Origin of the sequence: Agrococcus sp. SGAir0287, from assembly GCF_005484985.1 — a bacterium.
Lineage (GTDB): Bacteria > Actinomycetota > Actinomycetes > Actinomycetales > Microbacteriaceae > Agrococcus.
The window spans coordinates 2,941,218-2,958,206 of the sequence record NZ_CP027942.1 but is presented as its reverse complement, the minus strand read 5'-3'; the positions used below and the strand labels follow the sequence as shown (position 1 = coordinate 2,958,206).

The following is a 16,989-nucleotide window of genomic DNA, read 5'->3' as shown; positions in this document are numbered from 1 at the left end:
CGCGGCTGCCGTCAGCCGAGCACGACCTCCGCCTCCCTCGGACCACCGCACTGCTCGGATCCGCCGACGCGCTCCCAGTCGGGCGTCACCTCCCCCTCGTCGAGCACGACGCCGTCGGACGCGACGAGCCGATACGCGACGACCTCGCCGCCGGTCATGATCGTGACCGACCAGCCGTCGACGCCGTCGCCCTCGAGCATCCAGATGCCGTCGTCGGCCCTTGCGGGCTCGTCGGGCGTCGGCGTCGCCGTCACGCAGTCGAGGGTCTCGCAGACCACGATCGGCTCGTCGGCCGGCAGGTCGTCGCGCGCCCGCGGCGAGCACCCCTCGGTGACGCAGAGCTCGAGGGCGATGTCGTCGCGCGGCTCGGCGAGCTCGACCGTGAGCGTCGACGAGTACCCGACCGTCGGGCAGGCGAGGGGCGCGGAGCAGGAGGCCGTCGACGTCGCGGCCAGCGCCATCGCTGCGAGCCCGATCGTGCGCATCCCGTGTGCCATGCAGCGAGGCTACGGGCGTCGACTGGACGCTCGGTGGCGGTCAGCGGCGCTCGTAGCGCCACCGCGGCTCGGCCGTCAGCAGCCGGTGGCGCGGGCCGTCGAGCGTCTCGTCGGCCCCGTCGTAGGCCTCGTCGCCGTGCCACAGGAATCGAGCGCCGGCGGCGTCGTGCCGCGTCACGTACCGGTCGACGCCCGCTGCGCGCACGCCCTCGAGCGCGTCGTCGACGGATGCGGCGCCCACGAGCGCGTGCAGCGTGACCCACGTGGGCGGGAAGAGCAGCAGATCGCCCTCCGCGTGGGCGTCGAGCGCATCCTCGGGGCGCAGCCACCGGTGCTCCTCGATCTCGCCCGGATTCGCCGCGACCTCCGCCTGCGGCGCCCGCGCGAGGAAGAACCACGTGCGGTAGCGCCTGCTCGTCTCCTCGGGCGGGGTCCAGTGCGACAGGGCGGCCAGGTCGCCGGCCGCGAGCTCGAGGCCCGTCTCCTCGCGCGTCTCGCGGATGGCGGCCGACAGCGCCCGCGCATCCTCGTCGTCGCCGGCGTCCGACTCGTCGACGCGGCCGCCGGGGAAGACCCAGGCCCCGGCGAAGGAGCCGCGGTCGGGGCGACGCAGCAGCAGCGCCTCGGTGCCGGGCAGCACGGGGTCGTCGGCGTCGCGCAGCAGCACGACCGTCGCGGCGGCGGGCAGAGCGTCGTCGGCGTCGACCATGCCGCCCACGCTACCCGCGCAGCGACGGCGCGGGACTCGCCGGGTCGGCGGCGCGACCGGTGCGACGCGCCGAGAACCAACGCCGCGACGGCGGCAGCCACAGCAGCAGGGCTCCCACGACGATCGGCGCCGCGACGAACCACGACTGCCCGTGCTGCAGCAGCGTGATGCCCGCGAACGCGGCGGCGACCACCACGAGCAGCGGACGCGACCATCCGCGCCGGCGGATGGCCGCGACGATCGCGCACACGGCCGCCGCGGCGGTCACGGCGGCAGCGACGAGGCGGGCCAGGGCGGACCCCTCGTCGGGCTCGCCCAGCGCGAAGATGCCCTCGACCACGGCGATGGCTCCGGCGACGTACGAGGCGAGGGCGACGCCGAGCGCCGCGACCACGATCCCGACGACGACCTGCCACGGCGCGCGAGGCCGACGAGGGGAGGTCGATGCATCGTCCATCCAGACAGCGAAGCAGCGCTGCCCGCGAGTCGACTGGATGCGCCCAGCCGGGACCCATCGCCGACCCATCGACGCCGCACGCGCGCCGCATGGCCGCGGGGATAGCGTGGATGCATGGTGGCCAACGTCGGCATCCGCCGCATCCTCGCGCCGAACCCCTCGGCCATGACGCTCGACGGCACGAACACGTGGATCGTCGGCGACATGCGCGGCGTCGTCGTGGTCGATCCCGGCCCGCGCAACGCCGCCCACGTCGCGACGCTCGCGAGCCTGCCCGTGCGCCTCGTCGTCGTGACGCACCACCATCACGACCACACCGACGCCGCGATCGAGCTCGCCGAGCGCGTGGGCGTGCCGCTGCGCGGTCTCGACGAGGCGTGGTGCGTCGGCGCGGACCCGCTCGTCGACGACGAGGTGCTCGACGTGATCGAGGCGCCCATCCGCGTCGTCGCCGCGCCCGGCCACACGGCCGACTCGATCGCGCTGTGGATCGAGCACCACGGCGAGCACGGCGCGATGGTGACGGGCGACACGATCCTCGGCCGCGGCACGACCGTCATCGCGCAGCCCGACGGCTCGATCGACGACTACCTCGCGACGCTCGATCGCCTCGAGTCGTTCGGCGACGCTCGCGTGCTGCCCGGCCACGGCGACGAGCTGCCATCGCTCGCGGGCGTCGTGCGCGCCTACCGCGAGCATCGCCTCCAGCGACTCGCCGAGGTGCGCCAGGCGCTCTCACGGCTCGGCGCGGACGCATCGGTCGAGGACGTGGCGAACCTCGTCTACGCCGACGTGCCGTCGTCGGTGCGCGCGGCGGTGGAGGCATCGGTCGCGGCGCAGCTCGCCTACCTGCGGCGCTGACCGCCGCGAGATCGCGCGGGCCGCCTCGGGCAGCCCGCGCGACGTCGCAGGCGGATCAGTCGGGTGCGTCGAGCTGCGGGTCGTCCGAGGTGTCTGCCGTGCCGGTGCCGGCGTCCTCGACGGGCTGCCCCGTGTCGTCCGTGCCTGCGCCGCCCTCGCCATCGAGGTCCGTCGCCGCGGCACCCTCCTGCGCGGCGGGGCCCGCGGCCTCGTCGGACTCGTGCTCGTCGGTCAGGGCCTCGACCTCGCTGGGCTCGTCCTGCGGTCGTGCGTCGCTCATCGCGTCGCTCCTCTCGATCGGTCGTCGGCTCCGCGGCGCGGGCCGGACGTCAGCCGGACTTCCTGCGGTGCACGCGCTTCTGCACCGCGGGGCCCGTGTGGGCGGCGTGGATGGGTCCGGCGGGCTGGCCCTGGCCGTGGTGCTGCTGGCCCTTCTTGGCGAGCGCCTCGCGGAACTTGCGCCGCTGCGCCTCCTCGGGCGTCTCCGAGCCCTCGGGGGTGTCGGGCGGGGTCTCTACGGCATCGGCGTCGGTCATGTCCCCACCCTCCCACCGACCGGCGGGCGCCGCCACCGGGTGGCGTCAGGCGTCGCGCCACCATCCATCCGCCGGCGACGCGGGCAGGTGCCGCTTGTGCCGCGTGCGGTCGTAGCGCTCCTCGATGCGGGCGGCGACGTCCTCGGCCACCTCTCGACCCTCGAGGTAGGCGTCGATGTCGGCGTAGGTGAGCCCGAGCTCATGCTCGTCGGCCTGCCCCGGCGCATCGTCGAGCAGGTCGGCGGTCGGCGCCTTCGTCACGAGGTGCGCGGGCGCGCCGAGGTGCTCGAGCAGCGCGCGACCCTGCCCCTTCGTGAGCCCGGTGAGCGGCGTCACGTCGGCGGCGCCGTCGCCGTGCTTCGTGAAGAAGCCCGTGACCGCCTCGGCGGCGTGGTCGGTGCCGACGACGAGCAGGCCGGACGCGCCGGCCAACGCGTACTGCACGACCATGCGCACGCGCGCCTTGACGTTGCCGCGCGCGAAGTCGTCGAGCGGATCGCCCTCGCCCTCGGCGACGGCGCGGACGATGCCCGCGACCCCGGGCTCGACGTCGATCGCCATCGCCTCGTCGGGCTCGACGAACGCCATGGCCGAGCGTGCGTCGTCCTCGTCGGCCTGGCGGCGGTACGGCAGGCGGACGCCGACGAGCCGCGCCTCGCGCCCGCCCTCGCGGAGCCGGTCGACGGCGAGCGCGCACAGCCGGCCGGCGAGCGTCGAGTCCTGACCGCCGCTGATGCCGAGCACGAATCCGCGGGCGCCGGATGCCACGGCGTAGTCGTGCAGGAAGGCGACGCGGCGCTCGATCTGCTCGGCCACGTCGATCGGATGCTCGACGTGCAGCGCCGCCGCGATCGCGCGCTGCCGGGTCGTCGCCTCGCGCTCAGCCATGCCGCACCTCCTGCGCGCCGTCGAGCGCTCGCAGCAGCACGCGCATGCCGTGCTCGACCGACGCATCGACGATCTCGGGCGCGTCGCCGTCGAACGCGTGCTCCTCGGCGATCGACCCGTCCGGCGTCGCGCAGGCGATGAGGACCGTGCCGACCGGCTGCCCCTCCTGCCGGTCGGGGCCGCCCACGCCCGTGATGCCGAGCCCGACGTCGGCACCGAGCAGCCGCCTGGCCGCATCCGCCATCTGCGTCGCGCACTCGCGCGAGATCACCGGGCCGTCGACCGCGAGCAACGACCGCTTCACCTCGGTGCCGTAGGCGACGATGCCGCCGCGCAGCCACTCGCCCGATCCCTCGCTCGTCGCCAGCGCATCCGTGAGCAGGCCGCCCGTGAGCGACTCGGCAACGCCGACGCTCAGGCCGTCCTCCTGCACGCGGCGCGCGATGCGCTCCTGGAGGTCCTCGTCGAAGTCGGGCACGGCATCCTCGCTCTCGTCTCGCCGGCGATCGGGCCGGGAGCGTCAGCGTCGCGCCGACCGACCGTGCGCGACCAGCGGGTTGAGGCGCGGGCGCCCAGTCCGCTACGCGTCCGAGCGCGCCGCACGGTCGCCGGCAGCGGCCGAGATGGCGCGCAGGAAGACCGTGAGCCAGACGAAGATGAGGCCGCACGCGGCGAACTCGAAGCCCGTGAAGTTGTAGTAGCCGAACGGGATCCAGAGCAGGAGGGCGCCGATCGTCGCAGCCACGAGCACGATGGAGGCGACGTGCACGCCGCGCGGGAGCCGGGGAGCCAGGCGCGGCATGAGCGCGCAGAGGATGCAGAACACGAGCACCATGCCGGCGGCGAGCCCGATGTGGAGCAGCTCGGCGACGTCGACCTGCACGACGCCCGTCAGCAGCATGAGCAGCCCGACGAGGGCGAGGAGCCGACCGACCCAGGGCGCACGCTCACCGGCGTCGATCGCGCGCTCGAGGTCGTGGCCGACGTAGGCGGCCATCGTCATGACGAGCAGGCCCGACACGATGAGGGTCGCGTTGAACGCGAAGCCCGAGATGCCGCCGCCGGCGCCGAGCGACGAGAAGTGCACCTGCCACCAGGCGTCGTCGGATGCGGTGAGCATCGAGAACAGCACACCGACCGCGAGGAACGACGGCGCGAGGGCGCCGAGCACCGCGGTGTCGACCTGCTCGCCGAGGAGCCGCGCGAGGTAGGCGGCGCCCGCGCAGGCGAGGGCGACGGCGATGGCGCCCGCCACGCCGTCGAGCTCGAGACCGACGAAGCCCTCCTGGAAGACGAGCCCGAGCGCCTGCACGGCGATGTACGCGAAGCCAGCGCAGACGACCGTCAGCGAGGCTGCCGCCGTCATGCGCACGAGCCGCGTCACCCTCGTCGACCCGGCGACGTGCACGCGCCACGACGAGCGGAGGAAGGCGATCGCGAACGTCGTCGCCGCCGTGCCCGCCGCGAGGATCGACGCGACGGTCGCGACGGTGAGGCCGGCGGCATCCGTGGCATCGGGACCGCCGTCGGGCGCTGCCGAGATCGGCCGCGTGTCGCCGAGCAGCACGACGAGGCCGACGACGAGGCCGACGGCGGCGGCGACGAGCGCGGCGAGCACCGCCTCGAGCTCCTGGCGCGAGCGGGGGCCGAGATCGCTCGTCGCGAGCGCCCGCCGCAGCGGCTCGAGCGGCGAGCGGGTCACGCGGGGTTCGCGAGCAGCAGGCGCTCGGCGCGGGGCAGCCGCAGCAGGGCGGCGGCGGGCACGAGCAGCTTCGCGGCGCGGATGCCGGCGCCGATCACGACCTCGCCCGCATCCGCCACCGCGTCGTCGACGAGGATCGGCCAGTCGGGCAGGCCGATGGGCGTGATGCCGCCGAACGCCATGCCGGTGTCGCGCACGGCGTCGTCCATGGGTGCGAACGACGCCTTGCGCGCGTCGAGCATGCGCCGCACGACGCCGTTGACGTCGGCGCGATGCGTCGCGAGCACCATGACGGCGGCGGTTCGCACGTCGTCGCCGCGACGGCCCGCGACGATGACGCAGTTGGCGCTCGCCGACAGCGCGACGTCGTACGCCTCGCAGAACGCCGCGGTGTCGGCGAGGGACGCATCGATGGGGGCGACGAGCGCCTCCGGCACGGCGTCGATGGCGGCGGCGACGGCGGGCGCGAGGAGCTCGGGATGCTCTGCTGCCGGCCGCCAGTCGAGAGTGCCGCGGGCGCTCGGGCTCATGCGGCGAGCCTAGCCGCGGTGCGCACGGTCGCTCGTCGGTCCGCCGCGCCTCCCTCCGCCGCGGGCGCGGGTCCGCGCGGGAGGGTGGCCCCCGCTCGCGCGACCCGCCACGGGGATCCGGGCCGGATGGCTCACGGGGACGGTGGACGGACACGTCGAGGGATCGAGGACACCGTGTACTTCCACCTGCAGCAGCTCATCCATCCGATCGTCGAGGACGAGCCGGATCCCGCAGCGGCGAACGCGCTGCAGGAAGGGCTCGGCGGCCAGTTCGGCGAGATGCGCACGATGATGCTCGGGGTCGACTGGCGCACCTCGCTGCCGATCCCGAAGACGAACGCCGAGGCCTTCCCCGAGGTCAAGCGGCTCGTCGACCTCGGGCTGCAGTCGAAGAGCTACTCCTTCGACCTCGGCGACCAGTCGGAGGCCGGTCGCATCTTCCAGGGCGCCTCGCCGTCGAACGACGGCACCGATCTCACGGCGACGGAGCAGGCGCCCGAGGGCGGTCCCATGACGATCGCACCCGAGCGGCCGGAGGAGTTCGCCCCCGGTGCGGACGCCGACCTGCGCGCGCTCATCGAGGCGACCGCCGAGATGGAGATGGCCGACATCGACATGACCTTCGGCGCCCTCAAGGGCTGACCGCGCATCCACGCCTCGCACCACCCACCACGACACGAAGGAGCAGGACATGGCCAAGGACGTCATCGAGAAGGCCGCGACCTTCGACCCCATCGCGCTCGCCCACGGGCTGGGCGTGCGCAGCCAGCATGCGTACCTCGCCGGGTTCGCGTCCGTCGGCCTGTCGTTCACGACGTGGCTCATCTCGCGCGGCAAGCCCGACGACGATCGCGCGCAGTCCGACCGATGGGGCATCTTCACCGGTCACTGGGCGCCGACGTTCTTCCTCATCGGCCTCGCGCTGAAGAAGGAGGAGCGCTAGCCGCAGCGCACGACGCAGGGCTCGACCGGTCGGTCGAGCCCTGCGTCGTGCGTCAGGACGGGGACGGCTCAGGGAAAGGTCACGCCTGCGAGCTCCTGCGAGACGTCCCACATGCGCGCCGCATCCGACTCCGACCGCAGCGACGGGAAGAGCGGCTGCAGGGCAGGGGCACCGCCGACGCGGCCCGGGCCGCGCGGGCTCCACAGCTGGCCGGCCTCCACGTCGGGCGACGTCGCGGCCACGAGCGCGGGCAGCATGGCCGTCTCGGGCGTGCCGACGAGGATGCCGCGGACCGACAGCGCCCGGATCACGCGCACCTGCGGCGTATCCGTCGCGCGCCCGACCTCGGGTCGCGCAGCGAGCAGGCTCGTCGGCGCGACGCCCGGATGCGACAGGACGCTCGTGATCCCCCACCCGTGCCGCTCGGACCGGCGTGCGAGCTCGAGGCCGAAGAGGCCGTACGCGATCTTCGACTGCCGGTAGGCGGCCATGCCGTCGTAGTCGCGGGTCCACTGCAGGTCGTCCCAGCGGATGCTGCCGCGGGCGGCCGCGATGCTCAGCTGCGACACGACACGTGCGCCGCCGTCGCGCAGCAGCGGCAGCAGGTGCGCGACGAGCGCGACGTGCCCGAGGTGGTTCGTGCCGAGCTGCAGCTCGAAGCCGTCGGCGGTCGTCTGCCGCTCGGGCGGCGTCATGACGCCGGCATTGCCGACGAGCACGTGGATGGGCTCGCCCGTCGCCCGCAGCGTCTCGCCGAGCGCCGCGACGGACGCGAGCGACGACAGGTCGAGGTCGAGCAGCGTGAGCCTCGCTCCGGGCACGGCGGCGCGGATGCGGGTCGCGGCGGCGTCGCCCTTCGTGCGATTGCGCACGGGCAGCAGCACGTCGGCCCCGGCGCGGGCGAGGCGCTCGGCGAGCCTCAGGCCCATGCCGTCGCTGCCTCCCGTCACGAGGGCGCGGCGGCCGGTCAGGTCCGGGACGGACACGTCGATGGTGCGTGGCATGGGTGGACTCCTCGTCGTCGCATCCACCCTCGCGCCGTCGCCGACGCGCATCCAGGGATCGCCGATCCGTGGATGCGCGACGGCGCCGTGGGCCAGGATCGTGGGCATGGACCTCGACCGCGCCGGCCTCGCCGACTTCCTGCGCACGCGTCGCGCGGCGCTGCAGCCGGAGGACGTCGGCCTGCCGCGCGGTCGCCGCCGCCGCACCGAGGGGCTGCGGCGCGAGGAGGTCGCGGCGCTCGCGCACATGAGCGCCGACTACGTCGCGCGCCTCGAGCGCGAGGTGGGGCCGCAGCCGTCACCGCAGATGCTCTCGTCGATCGCGCAGGGCCTGCACCTGTCGCGCATCGAGCGCGACCATCTCTTCCGTCTCGCGGGCCATGAGCCGCCGGCGGCCGGCGTCGAGGGCGAGCACGTCGCACCCGGCCTGCAGCGCGTGCTCGATCGGCTCGACGACACCCCCGCCGAGATCGTGACCGAGCTGGGGGAGACGCTGCGGCAGACGCGCATGGGCGTGGCGCTGCTCGGAGACCTCACCGGGCTGCGCGGTCCCGAGCGCTCGCTCGGCTACCGCTGGTTCATGACGCCCGGCGCTCGCGATCGGCACCCCGCGGAGGATCACGGCTTCTATTCGCGGATGTACGCCGCGGGGCTGCGCGAGCTCACCGCTCGCCGAGGACCGGGCTCGCGCGCGGCGGCGTACGCGGAGCTGCTGCTCGAGCGCTCGGAGGAGTTCCGCGAGCTCTGGCAGCGGCACGAGGTCGGCATCCGACCCCGTGAGGTCAAGCGATTCGTGCACCCCGAGGCCGGCGAGCTCGAGCTCGCGTGCCAGCAGCTCGTCGACCCCGCCGCATCCCACACGCTGCTCGTCTACACGGCGATCCCCGGCACGCCGAGCCATGAGCGCCTGCAGCTCCTGTCGGTGCTGGCGGATGCGGGGTCGTCGGCGGGCTGACCGCCGCCCCGCACCCCCGCCCGCGCCCGCCGTTGCGAGGTGCGCCTGCTGCACCGAGGTGCAGATCCCGACACCCCAAGCGTTGCGAGGTGCGGTTCCTGCACTGAGGTGCCGTTGCATCAGCACCCCACTGCAGCAACCGCACCTCGCAACGTCGGCGCCGCCTGCCTGGGCGCCGCCTCGCACCGGGGACGCGGAACGGGCGCGCACCCCCAGGGAGTGCGCGCCCGTTCGAGCGAGGAGGGCGTCAGGCCTTCGCGGCCTCCGACCCCGCCTTCGCCGCCTTCTCGGCGTCGGCAGCGGCCTTCGCCTCCGCCGCCTGGCGCTCCAGCAGCGCGTCGCGCTTGGCGCCGGGCACCCATCCGCCATCGACGACCTTCCGCTGGAAGATCGACGCCGCGACGACGAGCACCAGGGCGATGACGATGCAGAGGATGACGCCGAGCGTCGTGCCGCCCATGAGCGAGACGCCGATGAGCGTGCCGAACCAGCCGAAGTCGGCATCGCCGAACGTCGAGTTGGCGAAGCCGAACTCGCCGAGCACGAGCAGCAGCACCGCGGGCAGGATCGTGATGATCACGCCGTTCACGAAGCCGCCGACCGCGGCGCCGATGCGTCCGCCGGTCGAGTTGCCGAAGACGCCCGCGCCACCACCGGTGAAGAAGTGCGGCACCATGCCGGGCAGGATGAGCGCGAGGCCCAGCGCCGGGTTCAACCACACGGCGATGATGCCGAGCGTCACGAGGCCGCCGGCGAACGACGACAGGAAGCCGATGAGCACGGCGTTCGCGCCGAAGGGGAACACGATCGGGATGTCGAGGGCCGGCTTCGCGCCGGGCACGACCTTCTCGGCGATGCCCTGGAAGGCGGGCACGAGCTCGCCGAGCACGGTGCGCACGCCGTAGAGGATCACCGCGACGCCGACGCCGAACTGCAGCGCCTGCGCGAACGCGGCCATGATGAACGCGCCCGCGTCGGCCGAGCCGAACAGCTCGAGCGCCCGGTCGGGGATGGCGATGAGGCCCCAGATGGCGAAGACCTCGTAGATGAGCACCATCGACAGCGCCGTGGCGATCATCGAGTCGCGCAGGAACTTCAGCCCCTGCGGGAAGCGGATCTCCTCCGTCGAGCGGCTGCGGCGACCGGTCGCCTGGCCTGCGGCGCCGGCGGCGATGTAGCCGAGCGTGCCGAAGTGGCCGATCGCGAGCGAGTCGTCGCCGGTGATCTTCTTCATCCACGGCTGCGCAAACGCCGGCATGACGACCATGATCACGCCGAGCAGCAGCGCGCCCACGAGCACGACGAGCCAGCCGAGGTCCTCGCCGAAGCCGGTCGAGAGCACGACCGTGAGCATGAGGGCCATGAACACCATGTGGTGCCCGGTGAGGAAGATGTAGCTGAGCGGCGTGAAGCGCGCGAGCACGAGCATCACGAGGAAGCCGAGCACGAGCACGTAGGCGCTCGTCGCGCCGTACTGCTCCGATGCGATGGCCGTGATGACCTCGTTCGTCGGGATGACGCCCTGCGCGCCCGTGACGGCGAGGATGAGCTCGCCGAGCGGGCCGAGGGATGCGACGACGACGTTGGCGCCGGCACCGAGGATGAGAAAGCCGAGCGCCGCCTTGAGTCCGCCGCCGACGACCTGGCCGGCGCTGCGGCGCAGCGCGATGAGGCCGATGGCGGTGATGATGCCGATGAGGTACGCGGGCACGTTGAGGATCTGCTGCCCGATGAAGTCGAGGATGACGACGAGCCACTCCATCGCGGCTCCCTTCTGCTGTGTCTGGTGGGGGAGGTGGCTCAGCCGACGTGCGGCGTGAGCTTCTCGGTGATCTCGGCGACGCTCGTGAAGTTGTCGATCACGATGACAGTCGCGGGGACGTCGCCGATCTCGGGAGCGAGCTCGTCGGAGGTGAGCACGACGTCGGCCGTGCGGGCGGCGCCGCGGGCGGTGCCGATGTCGGCCGCCTCGACGTCGGCGTCGTCGACGCCGAGCGAGCGGAGGGCCTTCTCCGCGTTCATCTTGAGCAGCACCGAGGTGCCGATGCCCATGCCGCAGACTGCGACGATCTTCATGGGGTGCCTCTCTTCTTCGGTCGGATGGGTCGGATGCGTCAGGCGGCCGGGGCGAGCGCGGCGAGGCGCGCGCGGACGGCGGCGGGGGAGTCGGCGGCGAGCAGCGACGCGAAGGCGTCGTCGTCGGCGAGGATGCCGGCGAGCGCGGCCATGATCTCGAGGTGGCCGTCGTGGTCGGTCGCGGCGAGGCCGACGACGAGCGAGACGGGGTCGTTCGCCTTCGAGCCGAACGCGACGGGCTCGGCGAGCGTGATCCACGAGATCCCGGTGCGCTGCACCGCGGGGCTCGGTCGCGAGTGCGCGAGGGCGAAGCCGGGGGCGATGACGATGTAGGGGCCGTGCTCCTCGACGGCGGCGATCATCTCGTCGGTGTACGCGTCGGTCGTGACGCCCGTCGCGACGAGGCGGTCGCCTGCAGCGCGGATGGCTGCGCGCCAGTCGTCGGCGGCGACGCGAGTGGCGATCGCCGCCTCGGGCAGCTGCTCGGCCAGGTCCACGTGCGCTCCTTCGTCGTCCGGATGAGTCGTCCCTCGCGGGCGTGGCCGACACTACGCGAGAATCGGCACTTCTGCACACTATTGGTCGAAAGCGGGCGCGTCGAGTGACCGCGCGCGTCCGCTCCCAGGACCGATCCTTGAGGTGCGAGCGAAGCGAGCCTCGAAAGGATCCCTCCGGCTGCCGTCAGCGCGCGGGACCCTTCGAGGCTCGCCCTTCGGGCTCGCACCTCAGGGAGCGGTGGTCGGCGACCGAGATCCCGGCCGCGACCGCCGTCAGCCCGCGCGCCGACGCGTGATGCGGCTGATGCGATCGGCGTCGAACAGGGCGTCCTGCGCGAGCAGCGACGCGCCGCGCACGCCCGCCTTGGAGCCGAGACGCGAGCGCTCGACGACGAGCCCCTGCCGCGAGAAGACGTGGCTCGCGCCGAAGATCGCCCGCCGGATGGCGCCGATGAAGCGCTCGCCTGCCTCGGCGAGGTTGCCGCCGATCACGACGGCCGACGGGTTCAGCAGGCCGACGACGTCGGCGATCGCGTACCCGATGACCCCGCCGATCTCCTCGAGCGCGGCGATCGCGTCCGCATCCCCCGCGTCCACGAGCGCGACGATGTCGGCCGACGTGCGGATCCGCGCGCCGCCGCGGGCGAGCTCGTCGCGCACCGTGCCGCCGGAGGCGACGGTCTCGAGCCGGCGCAGCGGCTCGCTGAGCCGCTCTCGGATCGGCGCCGACAGCTGGCCGGCGCCGCCGCGCGAGCCGCGCAGGATCACGCCGTCCTGCACGAACGCGCAGCCCACGCCGATGCCGGCCTTCACGACGACGAGGTCGCGGTACTCCTGCCAGGCGAGGCGGGACTCGCCGACCGCGAGGATGTTGACGTCGCGGTCGACGGAGACGACGACGTCGGGCATCAGCGAGCCGAGGTAGCGCGAGATCTCGACGTCGTCCCAGCGCGGATCCAGCTGCGGCGAGCCGAGGATGCCGGTGCGCGAGTCGACGGGGCCGGGCACGCCGATGCCGATGCCGCGCACGTCGGCCGTCGATCGGCCGAGCGCCGCGAGCAGGTGCTCGAAGACCTGCATCGCCCAGTCGAAGATGTCGTCGGGGCCGTCGAAGAGGCCGATGTCCGCCTCGTCCTCGCTCAGGACCGTCGAGACGAGGTCGGTGACGCCGACCTTCGTGTGGCTCGAGCCGATGTCCATCGCGAGCAGCACGCCCGAGTCGGCGTTCACGGCGAACTCCTCGGCCGGCCGGCCGCCCCGTGAGTCCTGCTGGCCGGAGCGCACGACGATGCCGGGCTCGAGCAGCTCGTCGAGCCGCCGGCCGATCGTCACGCGCGACCAGCCGAGCCGGTCGACGAGCTCGCTGCGCGTCGTCGCCTCGCCCGAGCGGATGAGGTCGAGCACGACGCCGGAGCCCGTGGACAGGTGCTTGGGCACGCTCGGGCTCCTCTCTCGCGACGATGCTGGTGGATGCGGTCGCGTCGACTTCGGACTACTTCTATGCCAAAGTAGCGGACATGGCCGACGACGTCACCACGATCCTGCCCGACTCCGTGCGCGGAGCCCGCCACGACGCCGAGCGCCGCGCCGTCGCAGCGGCCATCGCCATCCCCGCCCACGTCGTGCAGGCCAAGGGGCACGGCCACGCGGGCACGGCGATGGCGATGGCGCCGCTCGCCCACGTGCTGTTCCAGCGCGTGCTGCGTCACGATCCGTCCGACCCGACGTGGGAAGGCCGCGACCGCTTCGTGCTGAGCGCCGGGCACGCGAGCCTCCTGCTGTACACGCAGCTGCACCTCACGGGCTACGACCTCTCGCTCGCCGACGTCGCCGCATCCCGGCAGCTCGACGCCCGCACGCCCGGCCACCCCGAGCTGCGGCACACGCCGGGCGTCGAGATGTCGACGGGTCCGCTGGGACAGGGCGTCGCCTCCGCCGTCGGCATCGCGCTCGCCGCGCGCCGCGACGAGGCGCTGCACGGTGCGGGCACGGGCGTGTTCGATCCGACGGTCTTCGTGCTCGCGGGCGACGGCTGCCTGCAGGAGGGCGTCTCGGGCGAGGCCTCGAGCCTCGCCGGCACCCTCGGCCTCGAGAACCTCGTGCTGCTGTGGGACGACAACCGCATCACGATCGACGGCGGCACCGACGTCGCGTTCTCGGAGGACGTGCGGGCCCGCTACGCCGCGTACGGCTGGCGCGTGCTCGAGATCGAGGACTTCCGCGACCTCGCCGAGATCGAGCGCGTGCTCCTCGACGCGCGCCGCCGCACGGGCCGTCCGACGCTCGTCGCGGTGCGCTCGACGATCGGCTGGCCCTCGCAGGGCGTCGGCGGCACGCCGGCCGCGCACGCGGGCGGATTCGGCGACGCGGAGGTCGCCGCGGTGAAGACGGCGCTCGGCATCGCGGCCGACGCGTCGCTCGACGATCTCGTGACGCCAGAGGTGCTCGCCGTCACGCGGCGTGCGCTCGAGCGCGGCTCCAGGCTGCACGCCGAGTGGCGCGACGCGTACGCGAGGTGGATGGAGTCGGCACCGGGCCGCGTCATGATGCGCCGCTGCTCGGGCGTCGCAGGCTGGCACGAGGACGGCGGGTTCGCCGGGCACCTGCAGATCGAGGCAGGGCTCGCCGCCCTCGACGAGGTCGAGGCGCCCGGGGAGGGCGCGTCGGTCGCGACGCGCGCGACGAACGGCATGGTGCTGCAGGGCCTGCAGGCGTGGGGCGGGCTCTACGGCGGCTCGGCCGACCTCGCGGGCTCGACGAGCGTCGCGCTGCCGGGCGAGGCGATGTCGGCGGCGAACCCGGGCGGCGCGTTCGTGCACTTCGGCATCCGCGAGCACGCGATGGCGGCGATCCTCTCCGGCATCGCGCTGCACGGGCTGTGGCGCCCGTACGGGTCGACGTACCTCGCGTTCAGCGACTACCAGCGGCCGGCGCTGCGCCTGCAGGCGCTCATGGGGCTGCCGGCGATCCACGTCTACACGCACGACTCGGTCGCGGTCGGCGAGGACGGCCCGACGCACCAGCCGGTCGAGCAGGTCGCGGCGCTGCGCACCATCCCGGGGCTCGACGTCGTGCGCCCGGCGGATGGTGCCGAGGTGCTCGCGGCGTGGCGGCGCATCCTCGCCCGACCCTCGGGCCCGACGGCGCTCGTGCTGTCGCGGCAGGGCGTGCCCGGGCTGCCCGCGCGCGACGGGCTCGACGACGCAGTCGCGCACGGCGGCTACGTCGCTTGGCAGCACGGTGCGGGTGCCGACGTGGCGCTGATCGCGACGGGCTCGGAGGTGCAGCTCGCGCTCGCCGCCGCTCGCGCGCTCGCGGACGAGGGCGTCGAGGCGCGCGTGGTGTCGATGCCGTGCGTGGAGTGGTTCGAGGCGGCGCCTGCCGCGTGGCGGGACGCGGTGCTGCCGCCGACGCTGCGTGCGCGCGTCGCGGTCGAGGCCGGCCGCGGCGACGCGTGGTGGCGCTGGGTCGGGCTCGACGGGCGCGTCGTGTCGATCGACGCGTTCGGCGAGTCGGGCGCGGGCGACCAGGTCATGGCCCGTCGCAGCATGACGACGGATGCGGTGCTCGCCGCGGCCCGCGAGGTGCTGGCGCGCTGACCGCGTCGCGCCCGTCGTTGCGAGGTGCGTCTCCTGCAGCGCGGTGCGCTTCGTGCTCCGCCCCTCGCTCCGAGGTGCGGTTGCAGCACTGAGGTGCTGGTGCAACGCCACCTCAGTGCACGAAGCGCACCTCGCAACGACACCGCCGCGGCGCTCAGTCGAGCGGCGGCACCGAGCCCATCGCGCGCTCGATGGCGATCTCGATGACGATGCGCTCGCTGCTCTCCCGCGGCTGCCGATAGCGCTCGGCGTATCGGCGCACCGCCTCCGCGACGCGCTCGGGATCGCTGGACACGGTCGCCCACCCCTCGATCGTCGACCACCAGCGCCCCTCGACCTGCGACACGGACGCGCGCAGCCCGGGGCGCCGCGCGACGTTCCGGGCCTTGAACGACGACTTCGACGCGATGATGCGCACGAGGTTCGCGTCCGCGTCGTACGTCGCACCGACGGGCACCTGGTGGATGGATCCGTCGGGCCGGGGCGAGGCGAGCATGCAGAGGCGGTAGTCGCTCCAGAAGCGGACGAACGCGTCGGATCCGGGCTGCGAGTCGGGTGCGGAGGCCATCGGCACCGAGGCTAGCCGCGCGCCGGCTCGTGGAGGCTCGGGTTGCGCTCGAGCAGCGCGACCGTCGCGGCTCGCAGCCAGCGCGCCGGCTCCGCGAGCGCCGCCTCGACCGAGCCCACCGCATCCACGGCCGACGCGGCATCGGCGATGCCGGCGGCGGCCAGCGCGTCGGGCCCCGCCGCGACGCGGCCGGCGACCGCGACGCACGGCACGCCCGCGGCGCGCGCATGCCGCGCGATCCCCACGGGCGCCTTGCCGAGCAGCGACTGCGCGTCGAGGGATCCCTCGGCGACGACGACCAGGTCCGCGGCGGCGATGGCCACGTCGAGCCCGACGACGTCGGCGACGACCTCGACGCCGTCGGCGGCCGTCGCGCCCACAGCGACCTGCAGCGCGCCCGCGATCCCGCCGCCCGAGCCACCCCATCCTGCCGTCGCGAGCTGCGAGCCGAGCGCGTCGTCGAGCACGTGCGCCCACGAGCGCAAGCCGGCGTCGAGCGCGGCGACGCCCGCCGAATCCGCACCCTTCTGCGGCGCGAAGACCTCGGCGGCTCCGCCGCGGCCGGCGAACGGGTTGGCGACGTCGGAGCACAGCACGAGCTCGACGCCGTCGAGGGCTGCTCGCGCGGCCGCGAGGTCGACCGAGCGGATGCGGTGCAGCGCGCCGCCTCCCCCGCGCACCTCGTCGCCGTGCTCGTCGAGCGCGCGGGCGCCGAGCGCCCGCAGCGCGCCGAGCCCGCCGTCGGTGGTCGCCGAGCCTCCGACGCCGAGCACGATGCGCCGTGCGCCGGCCGCGACCGCGCGCAGCAGCAGCTCACCGGTGCCGACCGTGTCGGCGTCGAGGGCGTCCTGCGGCGTGCGCGCGGTGAGGCCGATGCCGCTCGCGGCCGCCATCTCGACGACCGCCGTGTCGCCGAGCAGCGCCCACCGCGCGTCGACCGGCTCGCCCAGCGGCCCCGCCACGCGATCGACGCGCGCCTCGGCACCCGCGGCGATCGCCGCGTCGACGGTGCCCTCGCCGCCATCGGCGAACGGTACCCGCGTCACCGCGGCGTCCGGCAGCACCGCGAGCACGCCCGCGGCGATGGCGTCGGCGGCCTCGACGGCGGTGAGCGTGCCCTTGAGCGAGTCGGGCGCGATGAGCACCCGCAGGGGATCGGTCATGGTC

The 16,989-nt window shown here is 74.2% G+C and carries 20 protein-coding genes and 2 pseudogenes; 6 read left to right on the top strand and 16 right to left on the bottom strand.

The annotated features are described in order from the left end of the window. Positions 1 to 11: 11 nt before the first annotated feature. Genes C1N71_RS14145 through C1N71_RS14135 form a run of 3 tightly spaced genes read right to left on the bottom strand, consistent with a single transcriptional unit; the run spans position 12 to position 1,663 of the window. Complete coding sequence (locus C1N71_RS14145) at positions 12 to 497, bottom strand: hypothetical protein (protein ID WP_137757000.1); 486 nt, start codon at positions 495 to 497, stop codon at positions 12 to 14. 40 nt (positions 498 to 537) lie between these two features. Beyond that, on the bottom strand, positions 538 to 1,206 hold the full coding sequence (locus C1N71_RS14140; RefSeq protein WP_137756999.1) for an NUDIX hydrolase: 669 nt from the start codon (positions 1,204 to 1,206) through the stop codon (positions 538 to 540). A gap of 10 nt (positions 1,207 to 1,216) precedes the next feature. Further along, positions 1,217 to 1,663: a hypothetical protein gene (locus C1N71_RS14135; protein ID WP_137756998.1), complete on the bottom strand. Its 447-nt coding sequence runs from the start codon at positions 1,661 to 1,663 to the stop codon at positions 1,217 to 1,219. A 114-nt stretch (positions 1,664 to 1,777) separates the two neighbouring features. Here C1N71_RS14135 and C1N71_RS14130 point away from each other — a divergent pair, with 114 nt between their 5' ends. Further along, positions 1,778 to 2,524 carry an MBL fold metallo-hydrolase gene (locus C1N71_RS14130; RefSeq protein WP_137756997.1) on the top strand — a complete coding sequence of 249 codons (747 nt, stop codon included), beginning with the start codon at positions 1,778 to 1,780 and terminating at the stop codon, positions 2,522 to 2,524. Between the two features lie 55 nt (positions 2,525 to 2,579). Here the strand turns inward: C1N71_RS14130 and C1N71_RS14125 are convergent, their stop codons facing one another. The 6 genes from C1N71_RS14125 to C1N71_RS14100 all read right to left on the bottom strand — a co-directional run bounded on the left by C1N71_RS14125 (position 2,580) and on the right by C1N71_RS14100 (position 6,180). Next, a complete protein-coding gene (locus C1N71_RS14125; RefSeq protein ID WP_137756996.1) occupies positions 2,580 to 2,804 on the bottom strand; it encodes a hypothetical protein in 225 nt (74 codons plus the stop codon). Between the two features lie 49 nt (positions 2,805 to 2,853). Beyond that, the gene (locus C1N71_RS14120; protein WP_137756995.1) at positions 2,854 to 3,060 is read right to left on the bottom strand and encodes a DUF5302 domain-containing protein; all 207 of its coding nucleotides are present in this window, start codon (positions 3,058 to 3,060) and stop codon (positions 2,854 to 2,856) included. Between the two features lie 45 nt (positions 3,061 to 3,105). Next, complete coding sequence (gene nadE, locus C1N71_RS14115; protein WP_137756994.1) at positions 3,106 to 3,948, bottom strand: ammonia-dependent NAD(+) synthetase; 843 nt, start codon at positions 3,946 to 3,948, stop codon at positions 3,106 to 3,108. After that, positions 3,941 to 4,426: a CinA family protein gene (locus C1N71_RS14110; RefSeq protein WP_137756993.1), complete on the bottom strand. Its 486-nt coding sequence runs from the start codon at positions 4,424 to 4,426 to the stop codon at positions 3,941 to 3,943. The genes nadE and C1N71_RS14110 overlap by 8 nt, the downstream gene beginning before the upstream one ends. A gap of 102 nt (positions 4,427 to 4,528) precedes the next feature. Next, entirely contained in the window at positions 4,529 to 5,650 is a 1,122-nt protein-coding gene (locus tag C1N71_RS14105) for a DUF998 domain-containing protein (protein WP_137756992.1), read from the bottom strand. Next, positions 5,647 to 6,180, bottom strand: coding sequence for a YbaK/EbsC family protein (locus tag C1N71_RS14100; RefSeq protein ID WP_137756991.1), 534 nt, complete (start codon positions 6,178 to 6,180; stop codon positions 5,647 to 5,649). The genes C1N71_RS14105 and C1N71_RS14100 overlap by 4 nt, the downstream gene beginning before the upstream one ends. Here C1N71_RS14100 and C1N71_RS15550 point away from each other — a divergent pair. The 3 genes and pseudogenes from C1N71_RS15550 to C1N71_RS14090 form a co-directional block, all read left to right on the top strand. Continuing rightward, positions 6,130 to 6,420 (top strand): annotated as a pseudogene (locus tag C1N71_RS15550) (hypothetical protein); the annotation flags it as partial. The gene C1N71_RS14100 and the pseudogene C1N71_RS15550 sit on opposite strands and share 51 nt — an antisense overlap. 54 nt (positions 6,421 to 6,474) lie before the next feature. Continuing rightward, positions 6,475 to 6,822 (top strand): annotated as a pseudogene (locus tag C1N71_RS14095) (manganese catalase family protein); the annotation flags it as partial. A gap of 49 nt (positions 6,823 to 6,871) precedes the next feature. Then, positions 6,872 to 7,123, top strand: coding sequence for a hypothetical protein (locus tag C1N71_RS14090; protein ID WP_137756989.1), 252 nt, complete (start codon positions 6,872 to 6,874; stop codon positions 7,121 to 7,123). Positions 7,124 to 7,191: 68 nt separating this feature from the next. Here C1N71_RS14090 and C1N71_RS14085 read toward each other — a convergent pair whose 3' ends face one another. Then, positions 7,192 to 8,127 carry an SDR family oxidoreductase gene (locus C1N71_RS14085; protein WP_137756988.1) on the bottom strand — a complete coding sequence of 312 codons (936 nt, stop codon included), beginning with the start codon at positions 8,125 to 8,127 and terminating at the stop codon, positions 7,192 to 7,194. A 106-nt stretch (positions 8,128 to 8,233) separates the two neighbouring features. Here C1N71_RS14085 and C1N71_RS14080 point away from each other — a divergent pair, with 106 nt between their 5' ends. Further along, positions 8,234 to 9,082, top strand: a complete 849-nt coding sequence (locus C1N71_RS14080; RefSeq protein WP_137757360.1) for a helix-turn-helix transcriptional regulator — start codon at positions 8,234 to 8,236, stop codon at positions 9,080 to 9,082. A 247-nt stretch (positions 9,083 to 9,329) separates the two neighbouring features. Here the strand turns inward: C1N71_RS14080 and C1N71_RS14075 are convergent, their stop codons facing one another. The 4 genes from C1N71_RS14075 to C1N71_RS14060 all read right to left on the bottom strand — a co-directional run bounded on the left by C1N71_RS14075 (position 9,330) and on the right by C1N71_RS14060 (position 13,092). Continuing rightward, entirely contained in the window at positions 9,330 to 10,844 is a 1,515-nt protein-coding gene (locus C1N71_RS14075) for a PTS ascorbate transporter subunit IIC (RefSeq protein WP_137756987.1), read from the bottom strand. A 38-nt stretch (positions 10,845 to 10,882) separates the two neighbouring features. Then, entirely contained in the window at positions 10,883 to 11,158 is a 276-nt protein-coding gene (locus C1N71_RS14070; RefSeq protein ID WP_137756986.1) for a PTS sugar transporter subunit IIB, read from the bottom strand. Between the two features lie 38 nt (positions 11,159 to 11,196). Continuing rightward, complete coding sequence (locus C1N71_RS14065; protein ID WP_137756985.1) at positions 11,197 to 11,655, bottom strand: PTS sugar transporter subunit IIA; 459 nt, start codon at positions 11,653 to 11,655, stop codon at positions 11,197 to 11,199. Positions 11,656 to 11,928: 273 nt separating this feature from the next. Further along, the gene (locus tag C1N71_RS14060; RefSeq protein WP_137756984.1) at positions 11,929 to 13,092 is read right to left on the bottom strand and encodes an ROK family transcriptional regulator; all 1,164 of its coding nucleotides are present in this window, start codon (positions 13,090 to 13,092) and stop codon (positions 11,929 to 11,931) included. 80 nt (positions 13,093 to 13,172) lie between these two features. Here C1N71_RS14060 and C1N71_RS14055 point away from each other — a divergent pair, with 80 nt between their 5' ends. Further along, positions 13,173 to 15,254 carry a transketolase family protein gene (locus C1N71_RS14055; RefSeq protein WP_137756983.1) on the top strand — a complete coding sequence of 694 codons (2,082 nt, stop codon included), beginning with the start codon at positions 13,173 to 13,175 and terminating at the stop codon, positions 15,252 to 15,254. 154 nt (positions 15,255 to 15,408) lie between these two features. Here C1N71_RS14055 and C1N71_RS14050 read toward each other — a convergent pair whose 3' ends face one another. Next, entirely contained in the window at positions 15,409 to 15,822 is a 414-nt protein-coding gene (locus C1N71_RS14050) for a pyridoxamine 5'-phosphate oxidase family protein (RefSeq protein ID WP_137756982.1), read from the bottom strand. Positions 15,823 to 15,833: 11 nt separating this feature from the next. Beyond that, the gene (locus C1N71_RS14045; protein WP_254678022.1) at positions 15,834 to 16,985 is read right to left on the bottom strand and encodes a glycerate kinase; all 1,152 of its coding nucleotides are present in this window, start codon (positions 16,983 to 16,985) and stop codon (positions 15,834 to 15,836) included. Positions 16,986 to 16,989: the final 4 nt, after the last annotated feature.

Bases quoted from the DNA above. Each gene is read 5' to 3' on its own strand.
- C1N71_RS14145 (WP_137757000.1), bottom strand. From the start codon at position 497: ATGGCACACGGGATGCGCACGATCGGGCTCGCAGCGATGGCGCTGGCC.
- C1N71_RS14140 (WP_137756999.1), bottom strand. From the start codon at position 1,206: ATGGTCGACGCCGACGACGCTCTGCCCGCCGCCGCGACGGTCGTGCTG.
- C1N71_RS14135 (WP_137756998.1), bottom strand. From the start codon at position 1,663: ATGGACGATGCATCGACCTCCCCTCGTCGGCCTCGCGCGCCGTGGCAG.
- C1N71_RS14130 (WP_137756997.1), top strand. From the start codon at position 1,778: ATGGTGGCCAACGTCGGCATCCGCCGCATCCTCGCGCCGAACCCCTCG.
- C1N71_RS14125 (WP_137756996.1), bottom strand. From the start codon at position 2,804: ATGAGCGACGCACGACCGCAGGACGAGCCCAGCGAGGTCGAGGCCCTG.
- C1N71_RS14120 (WP_137756995.1), bottom strand. From the start codon at position 3,060: ATGACCGACGCCGATGCCGTAGAGACCCCGCCCGACACCCCCGAGGGC.
- nadE (WP_137756994.1), bottom strand. From the start codon at position 3,948: ATGGCTGAGCGCGAGGCGACGACCCGGCAGCGCGCGATCGCGGCGGCG.
- C1N71_RS14100 (WP_137756991.1), bottom strand. From the start codon at position 6,180: ATGAGCCCGAGCGCCCGCGGCACTCTCGACTGGCGGCCGGCAGCAGAG.
- C1N71_RS14090 (WP_137756989.1), top strand. From the start codon at position 6,872: ATGGCCAAGGACGTCATCGAGAAGGCCGCGACCTTCGACCCCATCGCG.
- C1N71_RS14085 (WP_137756988.1), bottom strand. From the start codon at position 8,127: ATGCCACGCACCATCGACGTGTCCGTCCCGGACCTGACCGGCCGCCGC.
- C1N71_RS14080 (WP_137757360.1), top strand. From the start codon at position 8,234: ATGGACCTCGACCGCGCCGGCCTCGCCGACTTCCTGCGCACGCGTCGC.
- C1N71_RS14075 (WP_137756987.1), bottom strand. From the start codon at position 10,844: ATGGAGTGGCTCGTCGTCATCCTCGACTTCATCGGGCAGCAGATCCTC.
- C1N71_RS14070 (WP_137756986.1), bottom strand. From the start codon at position 11,158: ATGAAGATCGTCGCAGTCTGCGGCATGGGCATCGGCACCTCGGTGCTG.
- C1N71_RS14055 (WP_137756983.1), top strand. From the start codon at position 13,173: ATGGCCGACGACGTCACCACGATCCTGCCCGACTCCGTGCGCGGAGCC.
- C1N71_RS14050 (WP_137756982.1), bottom strand. From the start codon at position 15,822: ATGGCCTCCGCACCCGACTCGCAGCCCGGATCCGACGCGTTCGTCCGC.
- C1N71_RS14045 (WP_254678022.1), bottom strand. From the start codon at position 16,985: ATGACCGATCCCCTGCGGGTGCTCATCGCGCCCGACTCGCTCAAGGGC.